Source organism: Escherichia sp. UTM R2 (assembly GCF_048593455.1).
Taxonomy (GTDB): Bacteria; Pseudomonadota; Gammaproteobacteria; order Enterobacterales; family Enterobacteriaceae; genus Escherichia; species Escherichia coli.
The window spans coordinates 3,081,254-3,096,586 of sequence record NZ_JBFWDY010000002.1 but is presented as its reverse complement, the minus strand read 5'-3'; the positions used below and the strand labels follow the sequence as shown (position 1 = coordinate 3,096,586).

Annotated in this window: 12 protein-coding genes; 8 read left to right on the top strand and 4 right to left on the bottom strand. The window is 51.8% G+C overall.

What is annotated here, in order from left to right; genetic code table 11:
- Positions 1-10: 10 nt before the first annotated feature.
- The 4 genes from AB4H76_RS15840 to AB4H76_RS15825 all read right to left on the bottom strand — a co-directional run bounded on the left by AB4H76_RS15840 (position 11) and on the right by AB4H76_RS15825 (position 5,073).
- Entirely contained in the window at positions 11-2,470 is a 2,460-nt protein-coding gene (locus AB4H76_RS15840; RefSeq protein WP_000381918.1) for a fimbria/pilus outer membrane usher protein, read from the bottom strand.
- 50 nt (positions 2,471-2,520) lie between these two features.
- Entirely contained in the window at positions 2,521-3,087 is a 567-nt protein-coding gene (locus tag AB4H76_RS15835; protein WP_000472430.1) for a fimbrial protein, read from the bottom strand.
- A gap of 389 nt (positions 3,088-3,476) precedes the next feature.
- Positions 3,477-4,760, bottom strand: a complete 1,284-nt coding sequence (gltA, locus tag AB4H76_RS15830) for a citrate synthase (protein ID WP_000785834.1) — start codon at positions 4,758-4,760, stop codon at positions 3,477-3,479.
- A 205-nt stretch (positions 4,761-4,965) separates the two neighbouring features.
- Positions 4,966-5,073, bottom strand: coding sequence for a hypothetical protein (locus AB4H76_RS15825; protein ID WP_001305582.1), 108 nt, complete (start codon positions 5,071-5,073; stop codon positions 4,966-4,968).
- 380 nt (positions 5,074-5,453) lie between these two features.
- Between AB4H76_RS15825 and sdhC the strand changes: the two genes are divergently transcribed.
- The 8 genes from sdhC (at position 5,454) to sucD (ending at position 15,332) form a co-directional block, all read left to right on the top strand.
- Positions 5,454-5,858, top strand: coding sequence for a succinate dehydrogenase cytochrome b556 subunit (gene sdhC / locus AB4H76_RS15820; RefSeq protein WP_000263347.1), 405 nt, complete (start codon positions 5,454-5,456; stop codon positions 5,856-5,858).
- On the top strand, positions 5,852-6,199 hold the full coding sequence (gene sdhD / locus AB4H76_RS15815) for a succinate dehydrogenase membrane anchor subunit (RefSeq protein WP_000254365.1): 348 nt from the start codon (positions 5,852-5,854) through the stop codon (positions 6,197-6,199). The genes sdhC and sdhD overlap by 7 nt, the downstream gene beginning before the upstream one ends.
- Positions 6,199-7,965, top strand: a complete 1,767-nt coding sequence (gene sdhA / locus AB4H76_RS15810) for a succinate dehydrogenase flavoprotein subunit (RefSeq protein WP_000775540.1) — start codon at positions 6,199-6,201, stop codon at positions 7,963-7,965. The genes sdhD and sdhA overlap by 1 nt, the downstream gene beginning before the upstream one ends.
- Positions 7,966-7,980: 15 nt before the next feature.
- Positions 7,981-8,697, top strand: coding sequence for a succinate dehydrogenase iron-sulfur subunit SdhB (sdhB, locus tag AB4H76_RS15805; protein WP_001235263.1), 717 nt, complete (start codon positions 7,981-7,983; stop codon positions 8,695-8,697).
- 200 nt (positions 8,698-8,897) lie between these two features.
- Positions 8,898-11,699 (top strand): 2-oxoglutarate dehydrogenase E1 component, encoded by a 2,802-nt coding sequence (sucA, locus tag AB4H76_RS15800; protein WP_001181473.1) that lies wholly within the window; start codon positions 8,898-8,900, stop codon positions 11,697-11,699.
- Positions 11,700-11,713: 14 nt separating this feature from the next.
- Complete coding sequence (odhB, locus tag AB4H76_RS15795; protein WP_000099823.1) at positions 11,714-12,931, top strand: 2-oxoglutarate dehydrogenase complex dihydrolipoyllysine-residue succinyltransferase; 1,218 nt, start codon at positions 11,714-11,716, stop codon at positions 12,929-12,931.
- Between the two features lie 365 nt (positions 12,932-13,296).
- Positions 13,297-14,463 (top strand): ADP-forming succinate--CoA ligase subunit beta, encoded by a 1,167-nt coding sequence (gene sucC, locus AB4H76_RS15790; RefSeq protein ID WP_001048602.1) that lies wholly within the window; start codon positions 13,297-13,299, stop codon positions 14,461-14,463.
- Positions 14,463-15,332 (top strand): succinate--CoA ligase subunit alpha, encoded by an 870-nt coding sequence (sucD, locus tag AB4H76_RS15785; protein ID WP_000025458.1) that lies wholly within the window; start codon positions 14,463-14,465, stop codon positions 15,330-15,332. Before sucC ends, sucD begins: the two co-directional genes overlap by 1 nt.
- Position 15,333 lies beyond the last annotated feature (1 nt).

Sequence of the window (15,333 nt, the reverse complement as noted above, 5' to 3'; positions counted from 1 at the left end):
ATTTCCTTAATTAATGACAAGGTAAAATCAGGCGATTTGCGGTGTCTTCCATATGTTCAGGAAGATGGAGCGAGCAATGCTGACTATCACCCCAGACCACGGTAAACTTTTGATTTTCAGCGACTCCGCTTAACCAGGCATGTCCTTCCTCGCCAACCATCCCCACGCTAATGCCGCTGTCATCCTGGCGGATATCCGCTCCGAGGGGAGGAAACTGACCGCTGGCGTTGCGAATGATGACGTTAACGTCTTTACCGGAACGGGAAGCCAGTGATTTGTAACCTATCGCGCCTTCAATCCACGTTTCTTTGATAACGTTTTCTGCAACTGTTACGCCGTCGGGTAAGTCATTCATGTTCACCGCCACGGTGGAAGGCTGGTAACTGGAAATCAACGGCACCACCGCAATGCCAAAATGGTTGGTGTAGTCGAGATTGCCCTGAACCGGAATATCTGCCACGCCATCGGTGCTGACCATCAGGCGTGGTTCATTGGTGGAGCTGCGGCGATGAAACGCTGCACCATATTGGGTTGCGGTGAAAGAACCGCTCCAGCTGCTGCTGACGGAACTGTAATCATTGGCGGCATAGGTACCAGAAATATCCCACTCACCCGCTGAACTCAGGTGCTGATAGTTACCGCTCACCTGGGCTCCATTGTCAGGACGGTCGGATTGCAGTCCGGCAGACATGCCCCAGCTATTACGTTCATCCAGCGTATCGTTCCACGACATGCGGTGTGTGGTGCTGTGGCTACTGTTTTGCATGTCATAGCCAACCCGACCACCGTTACCGAAGGGGAGCGAAATCGACAGGTAAATCTGGTTGTCGCGATCTTTATCTTCGTAATGGGTTGTATTGAATGACGTCGAAATAGAGATATCTCTCCAGTCACCAATATCAACATTAAAACCTGCCGTGATGTTGGCGGTCGTGGAGGCGTCTGCATTCCACCAGGTTTGATGTAGCAGGTTGGCGTAAAGATTGAGGTTTAGTGGGGTAATCGGTTGGCCCACAGATAAGCTGATCGTCTGTTTTTCGTCCTGCGCATCGCTGTCGTTGTATTTGTGATCCAGATAGTTGGCGTAGCTGTGAAAATGACGATCGGAGAAACGATAAGCGGCGAGGGAAATCGTGCTGTTAGTGGCATCCACTTGTTTGCTGTAATTAAAACGGTAGCTTAAGCCCCGCTCGTCCTGCTGAGTATCAAAATGGCTACTGGCCCACGTGACATCAAACGACAGCGCACCAAGCCACAGCATATTTTGCCCAATACCCATTGCGGCAGAATGGTAGTCATCACCAGAAAGCAGCAGGCCGCCGTACAGCGAGGTGTTTGACAGCATCCCCCAGGAAACTTCATTGCTAAAAAAGGTTTCATTTTCAGTTTGATGTGACATGGAGGGCCGTGGCTGACCCGCGGCCAGTTTATAGCGAACCTGTCCCTGACGAGTCAGGAAGGGCGTCGATGCTGCCGAAACTTGGAAATTGTTCACCCGACCATCTTCTTCCGTCACTTTGACATCAAGCGTGCCCTGAACAGACTGATTGAGGTCATCAATAATAAACGGTCCCGGAGGGACTTTTTTCTGGTAAATGACGCGACCTGATTGACTGATCGTCACCGTGGCATTGGTCTGTGCAATACCGCTAATTTGTGGGGCGTATCCGCGTAGCTCCCATGGCAACATTCGATCGTCACTCGCCAGTGCCGCGCCAGTATAAGAAAAACCATCGAAAATATTGGAACTGAAATCGGTTTCGCCGAGGGTTAATTTAGAGCCTAATTGCGGTAATGGACGAAAAAGATAGGTGCGCGATATTCCGCCTGACTGTTCATGGCTATCTTCGCTATCGGTGTTATTAAGCTGGTAATCACTGCGTAAGCGCCATGACCCGGCGTTAATTCCGGTGGTACCGTAGGCGTTCAGGTTAGTGCTGCTGCTGCCGTCCTGTGGGCGGTAGTTGCTGGCAAACAGGTTATAATCCATCAGGACCCCGGCAACACCTTCTTTCCATGTAGAGGGGGGAGCCCAGTTTTCTGAGTGCCACGCCAGCCAGGCTTGCGGAATACTAATATTCAGTTGCTGATTGGCTTGATCGAAATTGAAGAGCATTTCAGGTCGGGAACTGAAATCAATACACCGATCTATCTGTGGCAAGGACTGACGGATATCTGGTTTTAAACCAAATTTATCGACCAGTGAATCATTGATGCATGGAATGGTTTTGTCACCCTTTTTTTGCCAGTTGATTTTTTGCCCATTACTGATTTGGTTGTTATTCACCGCAACGCTAACAAAATATTCACCGGGAGCAATGACTCCTTTTTCCTTTAATAATGAAATATCAATGCGGTCGCGCATTGATTTATCGAGAACATTCAGATTAAATTCGACCGCCAATGCGCAAGGCATCGCCATGACCAGGCAGGATACAAAAGAGAGTCGATAAATATTCACGGTGTCCATACCTGATAAATATTTGAAGAAAGGCGGCGATAGCGCCGCCAAAGTAATACTTATTTATAATCCAGCACGTAGGTCGCATTCGCTGTAACTGCGCCTGGCGTTACAGGTGTAGCCTGATCAATTTGTTCCATCCAGGCAAAGAAATTCAGCGTTTGTTCGCTGGAGGTCGGAGCCAGGTCGATATCTGGAGTAGCGGTGCCTAAAACGATATTGCTTTGATCTTTATTCATTAAACGTACGCCGACGCCGGTGGCTTCACCCGTGCTGGTGTTGTTGAGAATCGGATCTGCGCCGGTGGTTTTCGCTGAGCTATCAAAGGTGACTGCAACTTTAGAAATCTTGCCACCGGAACCGTTGCTGGAGTTTTCCAGATCACAGTTGACTAAGCGCAGGTCGACAGCAACGGCATCGCTGTGATGTGACTGATTAATGTGGCTGGTGGTCACCTGACCGAGTTCAACCTCTTTATCAATATCATCCTGATGTATTTCACACGGTGCTTCAATAACTTCACCTTTAAAGTGAATTTCACCGGATCCTTCATCAGCTGCATAAACAGGTGCAGTGAATAGCAGAGATATGGCCAGAGCGGTCAATGTTTTTTGTCCTTTAAACATAACTGAGTCCTTTAAATAATGAGATAGAGTGTTGCGTGGCAAGAATATATAAAATGACAATTGAATGTATTTGGTTTTATTTAATAATATTAAAAAGCTTGTGATATAAAGAATGGAATAATTGAGTGCATAAATTTATTGTTTAATGAGATGAAGGATGGGGTGGGATGGATATGCATAATTTTCATTGGGTTAACAATGTTACCGGCAGGGAAGTATAAAAATAAACTTATCATTCTGCTCAGTATGTGACTTGTCTCATTTTTTCACCTTATTAATGGGTATTTGCATCTGGTTTAATTTTTACAATTTTTTATGTTCAGCCATATAAAAAAGAACCCGCTCTATTAAAGGCGGGTCCGGAAAGTAAACGGCTTAGCAATCAATCATTAACGCTTGATATCGCTTTTAAAGTCGCGTTTTTCATATCCTGTATACAGCTGACGCGGACGGGCAATCTTCATACCGTCACTGTGCATCTCGCTCCAGTGGGCGATCCAGCCAACGGTACGTGCCATTGCGAAAATGACGGTGAACATGGAAGACGGAATACCCATCGCTTTCAGGATGATACCAGAGTAGAAATCGACGTTCGGGTACAGTTTCTTCTCGATAAAGTACGGGTCGTTCAGCGCGATGTTTTCCAGCTCCATAGCCACTTCCAGCAGGTCATCCTTCGTGCCCAGCTCTTTCAGCACTTCATGGCAGGTTTCACGCATTACGGTGGCGCGCGGGTCGTAATTTTTGTACACGCGGTGACCGAAGCCCATCAGGCGGAAAGAATCATTTTTATCTTTCGCACGACGAACAAATTCCGGAATGTGTTTAACGGAGCTGATTTCTTCCAGCATTTTCAGCGCTGCTTCGTTAGCACCACCGTGCGCAGGTCCCCACAGTGAAGCAATACCTGCTGCGATACAGGCAAACGGGTTCGCACCCGAAGAGCCAGCTGTACGCACGGTGGAGGTGGAGGCGTTCTGTTCATGGTCAGCGTGCAGGATCAAAATACGGTCCATAGCACGTTCCAGAATCGGATTAACTTCATACGGTTCGCACGGCGTAGAGAACATCATATTCAGGAAGTTACCGGCGTAGGAGAGATCGTTGCGCGGGTAAACAAATGGCTGACCAATGGAATACTTGTAACACATCGCTGCCATGGTCGGCATTTTCGACAGCAGGCGGAACGCGGCAATTTCACGATGACGAGGATTGTTAACATCCAGCGAGTCGTGATAGAACGCCGCCAGCGCGCCGGTAATACCACACATGACTGCCATTGGATGTGAGTCGCGACGGAAAGCGTGGAACAGACGGGTAATCTGCTCGTGGATCATGGTATGACGGGTCACCGTAGTTTTAAATTCGTCATACTGTTCCTGAGTCGGTTTTTCACCATTCAGCAGGATGTAACAAACTTCCAGGTAGTTAGAATCGGTCGCCAGCTGATCGATCGGGAAACCGCGGTGCAGCAAAATACCTTCATCACCATCAATAAAAGTAATTTTAGATTCGCAGGATGCGGTTGAAGTGAAGCCAGGGTCAAAGGTGAACACACCTTTTGAACCGAGAGTACGGATATCAATAACATCTTGACCCAGCGTGCCTTTCAGCACATCCAGTTCAACAGCTGTGTCCCCGTTGAGGGTGAGTTTTGCTTTTGTATCAGCCATTTAAGGTCTCCTTAGCGCCTTATTGCGTAAGACTGCCGGAACTTAAATTTGCCTTCGCACATCAACCTGGCTTTACCCGTTTGTTATTTGGCTCGCCGCTCTGTGAAAGAGGGGAAAACCTGGGTACAGAGCTCTGGGCGCTTGCAGGTAAAGGATCCATTGATGACGAATAAATGGCGAATCAAGTACTTAGCAATCCGAATTATTAAACTTGTCTACCACTAATAACTGTCCCGAATGAATTGGTCAATACTTCCACACTGTTACATAAGTTAATCTTAGGTGAAATACCGACTTCATAACTTTTACGCATTATATGCTTTTCCTGGTAATGTTTGTAACAATTTTGTTGAATGATTGTCAAATTAGATGATTAAAAATTAAATAAATGTTGTTATCGTGACCTAGATCACTGTTCAGGATAAAACCCGACAAACTATATGTAGGTTAATTGTAATGATTTTGTGAACGGCCTATACTGCCGCCAGGTCTCCGGAACACCCTGCAATCCCGAGCCACCCAGCGTTGTAACGTGTCGTTTTCGCATCTGGAAGCAGTGTTTTGCATGACGCGCAGTTATAGAAAGGACGCTGTCTGACCCGCAAGCAGACCGGAGGAAGGAAATCCCGACGTCTCCAGGTAACAGAAAGTTAACCTCTGTGCCCGTAGTCCCCAGGGAATAATAAGAACAGCATGTGGGCGTTATTCATGATAAGAAATGTGAAAAAACAAAGACCTGTTAATCTGGACCTACAGACCATCCGGTTCCCCATCACGGCGATAGCGTCCATTCTCCATCGCGTTTCCGGTGTGATCACCTTTGTTGCAGTGGGCATCCTGCTGTGGCTTCTGGGTACCAGCCTCTCTTCCCCTGAAGGTTTCGAGCAAGCTTCCGCGATTATGGGCAGCTTCTTCGTCAAATTTATCATGTGGGGCATCCTTACCGCTCTGGCGTATCACGTCGTCGTAGGTATTCGCCACATGATGATGGATTTTGGCTATCTGGAAGAAACATTCGAAGCGGGTAAACGCTCCGCCAAAATCTCCTTTGTTATTACTGTCGTGCTTTCACTTCTCGCAGGAGTCCTCGTATGGTAAGCAACGCCTCCGCATTAGGACGCAATGGCGTACATGATTTCATCCTCGTTCGCGCTACCGCTATCGTCCTGACGCTCTACATCATTTATATGGTCGGTTTTTTCGCTACCAGTGGCGAGCTGACATATGAAGTCTGGATCGGTTTCTTCGCCTCTGCGTTCACCAAAGTGTTCACCCTGCTGGCGCTGTTTTCTATCTTGATCCATGCCTGGATCGGCATGTGGCAGGTGTTGACCGACTACGTTAAACCGCTGGCCTTGCGCCTGATGCTGCAACTGGTGATTGTCGTTGCACTGGTGGTTTACGTGATTTATGGATTTGTTGTGGTGTGGGGTGTGTGATGAAATTGCCAGTCAGAGAATTTGATGCAGTTGTGATTGGTGCCGGCGGCGCAGGTATGCGCGCGGCGCTGCAAATTTCCCAGAGCGGCCAGACCTGTGCGCTGCTCTCTAAAGTCTTCCCGACCCGTTCCCATACCGTTTCTGCGCAAGGCGGCATTACCGTTGCGCTGGGTAATACCCATGAAGATAACTGGGAATGGCATATGTACGACACCGTAAAAGGGTCGGACTATATCGGTGACCAGGACGCGATTGAATATATGTGTAAAACCGGGCCGGAAGCGATTCTGGAACTCGAACACATGGGCCTGCCGTTCTCGCGTCTTGATGATGGTCGTATCTATCAACGTCCGTTTGGCGGTCAGTCGAAAAACTTCGGCGGCGAGCAGGCGGCACGCACTGCGGCAGCGGCTGACCGTACCGGTCACGCACTGTTGCACACGCTTTATCAGCAGAACCTGAAAAACCACACCACTATTTTCTCCGAGTGGTATGCGCTGGATCTGGTGAAAAACCAGGATGGCGCGGTGGTGGGTTGTACCGCACTGTGCATCGAAACCGGTGAAGTGGTTTATTTCAAAGCCCGCGCTACCGTGCTGGCGACTGGCGGGGCAGGGCGTATTTATCAGTCCACCACTAACGCCCACATTAACACTGGCGACGGTGTCGGCATGGCTATCCGTGCAGGCGTACCGGTGCAGGATATGGAAATGTGGCAATTCCACCCGACCGGCATTGCCGGTGCGGGCGTACTGGTCACCGAAGGTTGCCGTGGTGAAGGCGGTTATCTGCTGAACAAACATGGCGAACGCTTTATGGAGCGTTATGCGCCGAACGCCAAAGACCTGGCGGGCCGTGATGTGGTGGCGCGTTCCATCATGATTGAAATCCGTGAAGGTCGCGGCTGTGATGGTCCGTGGGGGCCACACGCGAAACTGAAACTCGATCACCTGGGTAAAGAAGTTCTCGAATCCCGTCTGCCGGGTATCCTGGAGCTTTCCCGTACCTTCGCTCACGTTGATCCGGTGAAAGAGCCGATTCCGGTTATCCCAACCTGTCACTACATGATGGGCGGTATTCCGACCAAAGTGACCGGTCAGGCGCTGACTGTGAATGAGAAAGGCGAAGATGTGGTTGTTCCGGGGCTGTTCGCGGTAGGTGAAATTGCCTGCGTATCGGTACACGGTGCTAACCGTCTGGGCGGTAACTCGCTGCTGGACCTGGTGGTCTTTGGTCGCGCAGCGGGTCTGCATCTGCAAGAGTCTATCGCCGAGCAGGGCGCATTGCGCGATGCCAGCGAGTCTGATGTTGAAGCATCTCTGGATCGTCTGAACCGCTGGAACAATAATCGTAACGGTGAAGATCCGGTGGCGATTCGTAAAGCGCTGCAAGAATGTATGCAGCATAACTTCTCGGTCTTCCGTGAAGGTGATGCGATGGCGAAAGGGCTTGAGCAGTTGAAAGTTATCCGCGAGCGTCTGAAAAATGCCCGTCTGGATGACACTTCCAGCGAGTTCAACACCCAGCGCGTTGAGTGTCTGGAACTGGATAACCTGATGGAAACGGCGTATGCAACGGCTGTTTCTGCCAACTTCCGTACCGAAAGCCGTGGCGCGCATAGCCGCTTCGACTTCCCGGATCGTGATGATGAAAACTGGCTGTGCCACTCCCTGTATCTGCCAGAGTCGGAATCCATGACGCGCCGAAGCGTCAACATGGAACCGAAACTGCGCCCGGCATTCCCGCCGAAGATTCGTACTTACTAATGCGGAGACAGGAAAATGAGACTCGAGTTTTCAATTTATCGCTATAACCCGGATGTTGATGATGCTCCGCGTATGCAGGATTACACCCTGGAAGCGGAAGAAGGTCGCGACATGATGTTGCTGGATGCGCTTATCCAGCTGAAAGAGAAAGATCCCAGCCTGTCGTTCCGCCGCTCCTGCCGTGAAGGTGTGTGCGGTTCCGACGGTCTGAACATGAACGGCAAGAATGGTCTGGCCTGTATTACCCCGATTTCGGCACTCAACCAGCCGGGCAAGAAGATTGTGATTCGCCCGCTGCCAGGTTTACCGGTGATCCGCGATTTGGTGGTAGACATGGGACAATTCTATGCGCAATATGAGAAAATTAAGCCTTACCTGTTGAATAATGGACAAAATCCGCCAGCTCGCGAGCATTTACAGATGCCAGAGCAGCGCGAAAAACTCGACGGGCTGTATGAATGTATTCTCTGCGCATGTTGTTCAACCTCTTGTCCGTCTTTCTGGTGGAATCCCGATAAGTTTATCGGCCCGGCAGGCTTGTTAGCGGCATATCGTTTCCTGATCGATAGCCGTGATACCGAGACTGACAGCCGCCTCGACGGTTTGAGCGATGCATTCAGTGTATTCCGCTGTCACAGCATCATGAACTGCGTCAGTGTATGTCCGAAGGGGCTGAACCCGACGCGCGCCATCGGCCATATCAAGTCGATGTTGTTGCAACGTAATGCGTAATTAAATGTTGATGCCGGGGAAATCCCCCGGCTATTCAGGAAATCTTTAAAAACTGCCCCTGACACTAAGACAGTTTTTAAAGGTTCCTTCGCGAGCCACTACGTAGACAAGAGCTCGCAAGTGAACCCCGGCACGCACATCACTGTGCGTGGTAGTATCCACGGCGAAGTAAGCATAAAAAAGATGCTTAAGGGATCACGATGCAGAACAGCGCTTTGAAAGCCTGGTTGGACTCTTCTTACCTCTCTGGCGCAAACCAGAGCTGGATAGAACAGCTCTATGAAGACTTCTTAACCGATCCTGACTCGGTTGACGCTAACTGGCGTTCGACGTTCCAGCAGTTACCTGGTACGGGAGTCAAACCGGATCAATTCCACTCTCAAACGCGTGAATATTTCCGCCGCCTGGCGAAAGACGCTTCACGTTACTCTTCAACGATCTCCGACCCTGACACCAATGTGAAGCAGGTAAAAGTCCTGCAGCTCATTAACGCATACCGCTTCCGTGGTCACCAGCATGCGAATCTCGATCCGCTGGGACTGTGGCAGCAAGATAAAGTGGCCGATCTGGATCCGTCTTTCCACGATCTGACCGAAGCAGACTTCCAGGAGACCTTCAACGTCGGTTCATTTGCCAGCGGCAAAGAAACCATGAAACTCGGCGAGCTGCTGGAAGCCCTCAAGCAAACCTACTGCGGCCCGATTGGTGCCGAGTATATGCACATCACCAGCACCGAAGAAAAACGCTGGATCCAACAGCGTATCGAGTCTGGTCGCGCGACTTTCAATAGCGAAGAGAAAAAACGCTTCTTAAGCGAACTGACCGCCGCTGAAGGCCTTGAACGTTACCTCGGCGCAAAATTCCCTGGCGCAAAACGCTTCTCGCTGGAAGGCGGTGACGCGTTAATCCCGATGCTTAAAGAGATGATCCGCCACGCTGGCAACAGCGGCACCCGCGAAGTGGTTCTCGGGATGGCGCACCGTGGTCGTCTGAACGTGCTGGTGAACGTGCTGGGTAAAAAACCGCAAGACTTGTTCGACGAGTTCGCCGGTAAACATAAAGAACACCTCGGCACGGGTGACGTGAAATACCACATGGGCTTCTCGTCTGACTTCCAGACCGATGGCGGCCTGGTGCACCTGGCGCTGGCGTTTAACCCGTCTCACCTTGAGATTGTAAGCCCGGTAGTTATCGGTTCTGTTCGTGCCCGTCTGGACAGACTTGATGAGCCGAGCAGCAACAAAGTGCTGCCAATCACCATCCACGGTGACGCCGCAGTGACCGGGCAGGGTGTGGTTCAGGAAACTCTGAACATGTCGAAAGCGCGTGGTTATGAAGTTGGCGGTACGGTACGTATCGTTATCAACAACCAGGTTGGTTTCACCACCTCTAATCCGCTGGATGCTCGTTCTACACCGTACTGTACTGATATCGGTAAGATGGTTCAGGCACCGATTTTCCACGTTAACGCGGATGATCCGGAAGCCGTTGCCTTTGTGACCCGTCTGGCGCTCGATTTCCGTAACACCTTTAAACGTGATGTCTTCATCGACCTGGTGTGCTACCGCCGTCACGGCCACAACGAAGCCGACGAGCCGAGCGCAACCCAGCCGCTGATGTATCAGAAAATCAAAAAACATCCGACGCCGCGCAAAATCTATGCTGACAAGCTGGAGCAGGAAAAAGTGGCGACGCTGGAAGATGCCACCGAGATGGTTAACCTGTACCGCGATGCGCTGGATGCTGGCGATTGCGTAGTGGCAGAGTGGCGTCCGATGAACATGCACTCTTTCACCTGGTCGCCGTATCTCAACCACGAATGGGACGAAGAGTACCCGAACAAAGTTGAGATGAAGCGCCTGCAGGAACTGGCTAAACGCATCAGCACGGTGCCGGAAGCGGTTGAAATGCAGTCTCGCGTTGCCAAAATTTATGGCGATCGCCAGGCGATGGCTGCCGGTGAGAAACTGTTCGACTGGGGCGGCGCGGAAAACCTCGCTTACGCCACGCTGGTTGACGAAGGCATTCCGGTTCGCCTGTCGGGTGAAGACTCCGGTCGCGGTACCTTCTTCCACCGCCACGCGGTGATCCACAACCAGTCTAACGGTTCCACTTACACGCCGCTGCAACACATCCATAACGGCCAGGGCGCGTTCCGTGTCTGGGACTCCGTACTGTCTGAAGAAGCAGTGCTGGCGTTTGAATACGGTTATGCCACCGCAGAACCACGCACTCTGACTATCTGGGAAGCGCAGTTCGGTGACTTCGCCAACGGTGCGCAGGTGGTTATCGACCAGTTCATCTCCTCTGGCGAACAGAAATGGGGCCGGATGTGTGGTCTGGTGATGTTGCTGCCGCACGGTTATGAAGGGCAGGGGCCGGAGCACTCCTCCGCGCGTCTGGAACGTTATCTGCAACTTTGTGCTGAGCAAAACATGCAGGTGTGCGTACCGTCTACCCCGGCACAGGTTTACCACATGCTGCGTCGTCAGGCGCTGCGCGGGATGCGTCGTCCGCTGGTCGTGATGTCGCCGAAATCCCTGCTGCGTCATCCGCTGGCGGTTTCCAGCCTCGAAGAACTGGCGAACGGCACCTTCCTGCCAGCCATCGGTGAAATCGACGAGCTTGATCCGAAGGGTGTGAAGCGCGTAGTGATGTGTTCTGGTAAGGTTTATTACGACCTGCTGGAACAACGTCGTAAGAACAATCAACACGATGTCGCCATTGTGCGTATCGAGCAACTCTACCCGTTCCCGCATAAAGCGATGCAGGAAGTGTTGCAGCAGTTTGCTCACGTCAAGGATTTTGTCTGGTGCCAGGAAGAGCCGCTCAACCAGGGCGCATGGTACTGCAGCCAGCATCATTTCCGTGAAGTGATTCCGTTTGGGGCTTCTCTGCGTTATGCAGGCCGCCCGGCCTCCGCCTCTCCGGCGGTAGGGTATATGTCCGTTCACCAGAAACAGCAACAAGATCTGGTTAATGACGCGCTGAACGTCGAATAAATAAAGGATACACAATGAGTAGCGTAGATATTCTGGTCCCTGACCTGCCTGAATCCGTAGCCGATGCCACCGTCGCAACCTGGCATAAAAAACCCGGCGACGCAGTCGTACGTGATGAAGTGCTGGTAGAAATCGAAACTGACAAAGTGGTACTGGAAGTACCGGCATCAGCAGACGGCATTCTGGATGCGGTTCTGGAAGATGAAGGTACAACGGTAACGTCTCGTCAGATCCTTGGTCGCCTGCGTGAAGGCAACAGCGCCGGTAAAGAAACCAGCGCCAAATCTGAAGAGAAAGCGTCCACTCCGGCGCAACGCCAGCAGGCGTCTCTGGAAGAGCAAAACAACGATGCGTTAAGCCCGGCGATCCGTCGCCTGCTGGCTGAACACAATCTCGACGCCAGCGCCATTAAAGGCACCGGTGTGGGTGGTCGTCTGACTCGTGAAGATGTGGAAAAACATCTGGCGAAAGCCCCGGCGAAAGAGTCTGCTCCGGCAGCGGCTGCTCCGGCGGCGCAACCGGCTCTGGCTGCACGTAGTGAAAAACGTGTCCCGATGACTCGCCTGCGTAAGCGTGTGGCAGAGCGTCTGCTGGAAGCGAAAAACTCCACCGCCATGCTGACCACGTTCAACGAAGTCAACATGAAGCCGATTATGGATCTGCGTAAGCAGTACGGTGAAGCGTTTGAAAAACGCCACGGCATCCGTCTGGGCTTTATGTCCTTCTACGTGAAAGCGGTGGTTGAAGCCCTGAAACGTTACCCGGAAGTGAACGCTTCTATCGACGGCGATGACGTGGTTTACCACAACTATTTCGACGTCAGCATGGCGGTTTCTACGCCGCGCGGCCTGGTGACGCCGGTTCTGCGTGATGTCGATACCCTCGGCATGGCAGACATCGAGAAGAAAATCAAAGAGCTGGCAGTCAAAGGCCGTGACGGCAAGCTGACCGTTGAAGATCTGACCGGTGGTAACTTCACCATCACCAACGGTGGTGTGTTCGGTTCCCTGATGTCTACGCCGATCATCAACCCGCCGCAGAGCGCAATTCTGGGTATGCACGCTATCAAAGATCGTCCGATGGCGGTGAATGGTCAGGTTGAGATCCTGCCGATGATGTACCTGGCGCTGTCCTACGATCACCGTCTGATCGATGGTCGCGAATCCGTGGGCTTCCTGGTAACGATCAAAGAGTTGCTGGAAGATCCGACGCGTCTGCTGCTGGACGTGTAGTAGTTTAAGTTTCACCTGCACTGTAGACCGGATAAGGCATTATCGCCTTCTCCGGCAATTGAAGCCTGATGCGACGCTGACGCGTCTTATCAGGCCTACGGGACCACCAATGTAGGTCGGATAAGGCGCTAGCGCCGCATCCGACAAGCGATGCCTGATGTGACGGTTAACGTGTCTTATCAGGCCTACGGGGACCACCAATGTAGGTCGGATAAGGCGCAAGCGCCGCATCCGACAAGCGATGCCTGATGTGACGTTTAACGTGTCTTATCAGGCCTACGGGTGACCGACAATGCCCGGAAGCGATACGAAATATTCGGTCTACGGTTTAAAAGATAACGATTACTGAAGGATGGACAGAACACATGAACTTACATGAATATCAGGCAAAACAACTTTTTGCCCGCTATGGCTTACCAGCACCGGTGGGTTATGCCTGTACTACTCCGCGCGAAGCAGAAGAAGCCGCTTCAAAAATCGGTGCCGGTCCGTGGGTAGTGAAATGTCAGGTTCACGCTGGTGGCCGCGGTAAAGCGGGCGGTGTGAAAGTTGTAAACAGCAAAGAAGACATCCGTGCTTTTGCAGAAAACTGGCTGGGCAAGCGTCTGGTAACGTATCAAACAGATGCCAATGGCCAACCGGTTAACCAGATTCTGGTTGAAGCAGCGACCGATATCGCTAAAGAGCTGTATCTCGGTGCCGTTGTTGACCGTAGTTCCCGTCGTGTGGTCTTTATGGCCTCCACCGAAGGCGGCGTGGAAATCGAAAAAGTGGCGGAAGAAACTCCGCACCTGATCCATAAAGTTGCGCTTGATCCGCTGACTGGCCCGATGCCGTATCAGGGACGCGAGCTGGCGTTCAAACTGGGTCTGGAAGGTAAACTGGTTCAGCAGTTCACCAAAATCTTCATGGGCCTGGCGACCATTTTCCTGGAGCGCGACCTGGCGTTGATCGAAATCAACCCGCTGGTCATCACCAAACAGGGCGATCTGATTTGCCTCGACGGCAAACTGGGCGCTGACGGCAACGCACTGTTCCGCCAGCCTGATCTGCGCGAAATGCGTGACCAGTCGCAGGAAGATCCGCGTGAAGCACAGGCTGCACAGTGGGAACTGAACTACGTTGCGCTGGACGGTAACATCGGTTGTATGGTTAACGGCGCAGGTCTGGCGATGGGTACGATGGACATCGTTAAACTGCACGGCGGCGAACCGGCTAACTTCCTTGACGTTGGCGGCGGCGCAACCAAAGAACGTGTAACCGAAGCGTTCAAAATCATCCTCTCTGACGACAAAGTGAAAGCCGTTCTGGTTAACATCTTCGGCGGTATCGTTCGTTGCGACCTGATCGCTGACGGTATCATCGGCGCGGTAGCAGAAGTGGGTGTTAACGTACCGGTCGTGGTACGTCTGGAAGGTAACAACGCCGAACTCGGCGCGAAGAAACTGGCTGACAGCGGCCTGAATATTATTGCAGCAAAAGGTCTGACGGATGCAGCTCAGCAGGTTGTTGCCGCAGTGGAGGGGAAATAATGTCCATTTTAATCGATAAAAACACCAAGGTTATCTGCCAGGGCTTTACCGGTAGCCAGGGGACTTTCCACTCAGAACAGGCCATTGCATACGGCACTAAAATGGTTGGTGGCGTAACTCCAGGTAAAGGCGGCACTACCCACCTCGGCCTGCCGGTGTTCAACACCGTGCGTGAAGCTGTTGCTGCTACTGGCGCTACCGCTTCTGTTATCTACGTACCAGCACCGTTCTGCAAAGACTCCATTCTGGAAGCCATCGACGCAGGCATCAAACTGATTATCACCATCACTGAAGGCATCCCGACGCTGGATATGCTGACTGTGAAAGTGAAACTGGACGAAGCAGGCGTTCGTATGATCGGCCCGAACTGCCCAGGCGTTATCACTCCGGGTGAATGCAAAATCGGTATCCAGCCGGGTCACATTCACAAACCGGGTAAAGTGGGTATCGTTTCCCGTTCCGGTACACTGACCTATGAAGCGGTTAAACAGACCACGGATTACGGTTTCGGTCAGTCGACCTGTGTCGGTATCGGCGGTGACCCGATCCCTGGCTCTAACTTTATCGACATTCTCGAAATGTTCGAAAAAGATCCTCAGACCGAAGCGATCGTGATGATTGGTGAGATCGGCGGTAGCGCTGAAGAAGAAGCGGCAGCGTACATCAAAGAGCACGTTACCAAGCCAGTTGTGGGCTACATTGCTGGTGTGACTGCGCCGAAAGGCAAACGTATGGGCCACGCGGGTGCCATCATTGCCGGTGGGAAAGGGACTGCGGATGAGAAATTCGCTGCTCTGGAAGCCGCAGGCGTGAAAACCGTTCGCAGCCTGGCGGATATCGGTGAAGCACTGAAAACTGTTCTGAAATAAA

Bases quoted from the DNA above. Each gene is read 5' to 3' on its own strand.
- sdhD (WP_000254365.1), top strand. From the start codon at position 5,852: ATGGTAAGCAACGCCTCCGCATTAGGACGCAATGGCGTACATGATTTC.
- sucD (WP_000025458.1), top strand. From the start codon at position 14,463: ATGTCCATTTTAATCGATAAAAACACCAAGGTTATCTGCCAGGGCTTT.
- odhB (WP_000099823.1), top strand. From the start codon at position 11,714: ATGAGTAGCGTAGATATTCTGGTCCCTGACCTGCCTGAATCCGTAGCC.
- AB4H76_RS15825 (WP_001305582.1), bottom strand. From the start codon at position 5,073: ATGCGTAAAAGTTATGAAGTCGGTATTTCACCTAAGATTAACTTATGT.
- AB4H76_RS15840 (WP_000381918.1), bottom strand. From the start codon at position 2,470: ATGGACACCGTGAATATTTATCGACTCTCTTTTGTATCCTGCCTGGTC.
- sdhA (WP_000775540.1), top strand. From the start codon at position 6,199: ATGAAATTGCCAGTCAGAGAATTTGATGCAGTTGTGATTGGTGCCGGC.
- sdhC (WP_000263347.1), top strand. From the start codon at position 5,454: ATGTGGGCGTTATTCATGATAAGAAATGTGAAAAAACAAAGACCTGTT.
- sucC (WP_001048602.1), top strand. From the start codon at position 13,297: ATGAACTTACATGAATATCAGGCAAAACAACTTTTTGCCCGCTATGGC.
- AB4H76_RS15835 (WP_000472430.1), bottom strand. From the start codon at position 3,087: ATGTTTAAAGGACAAAAAACATTGACCGCTCTGGCCATATCTCTGCTA.
- sdhB (WP_001235263.1), top strand. From the start codon at position 7,981: ATGAGACTCGAGTTTTCAATTTATCGCTATAACCCGGATGTTGATGAT.
- gltA (WP_000785834.1), bottom strand. From the start codon at position 4,760: ATGGCTGATACAAAAGCAAAACTCACCCTCAACGGGGACACAGCTGTT.
- sucA (WP_001181473.1), top strand. From the start codon at position 8,898: ATGCAGAACAGCGCTTTGAAAGCCTGGTTGGACTCTTCTTACCTCTCT.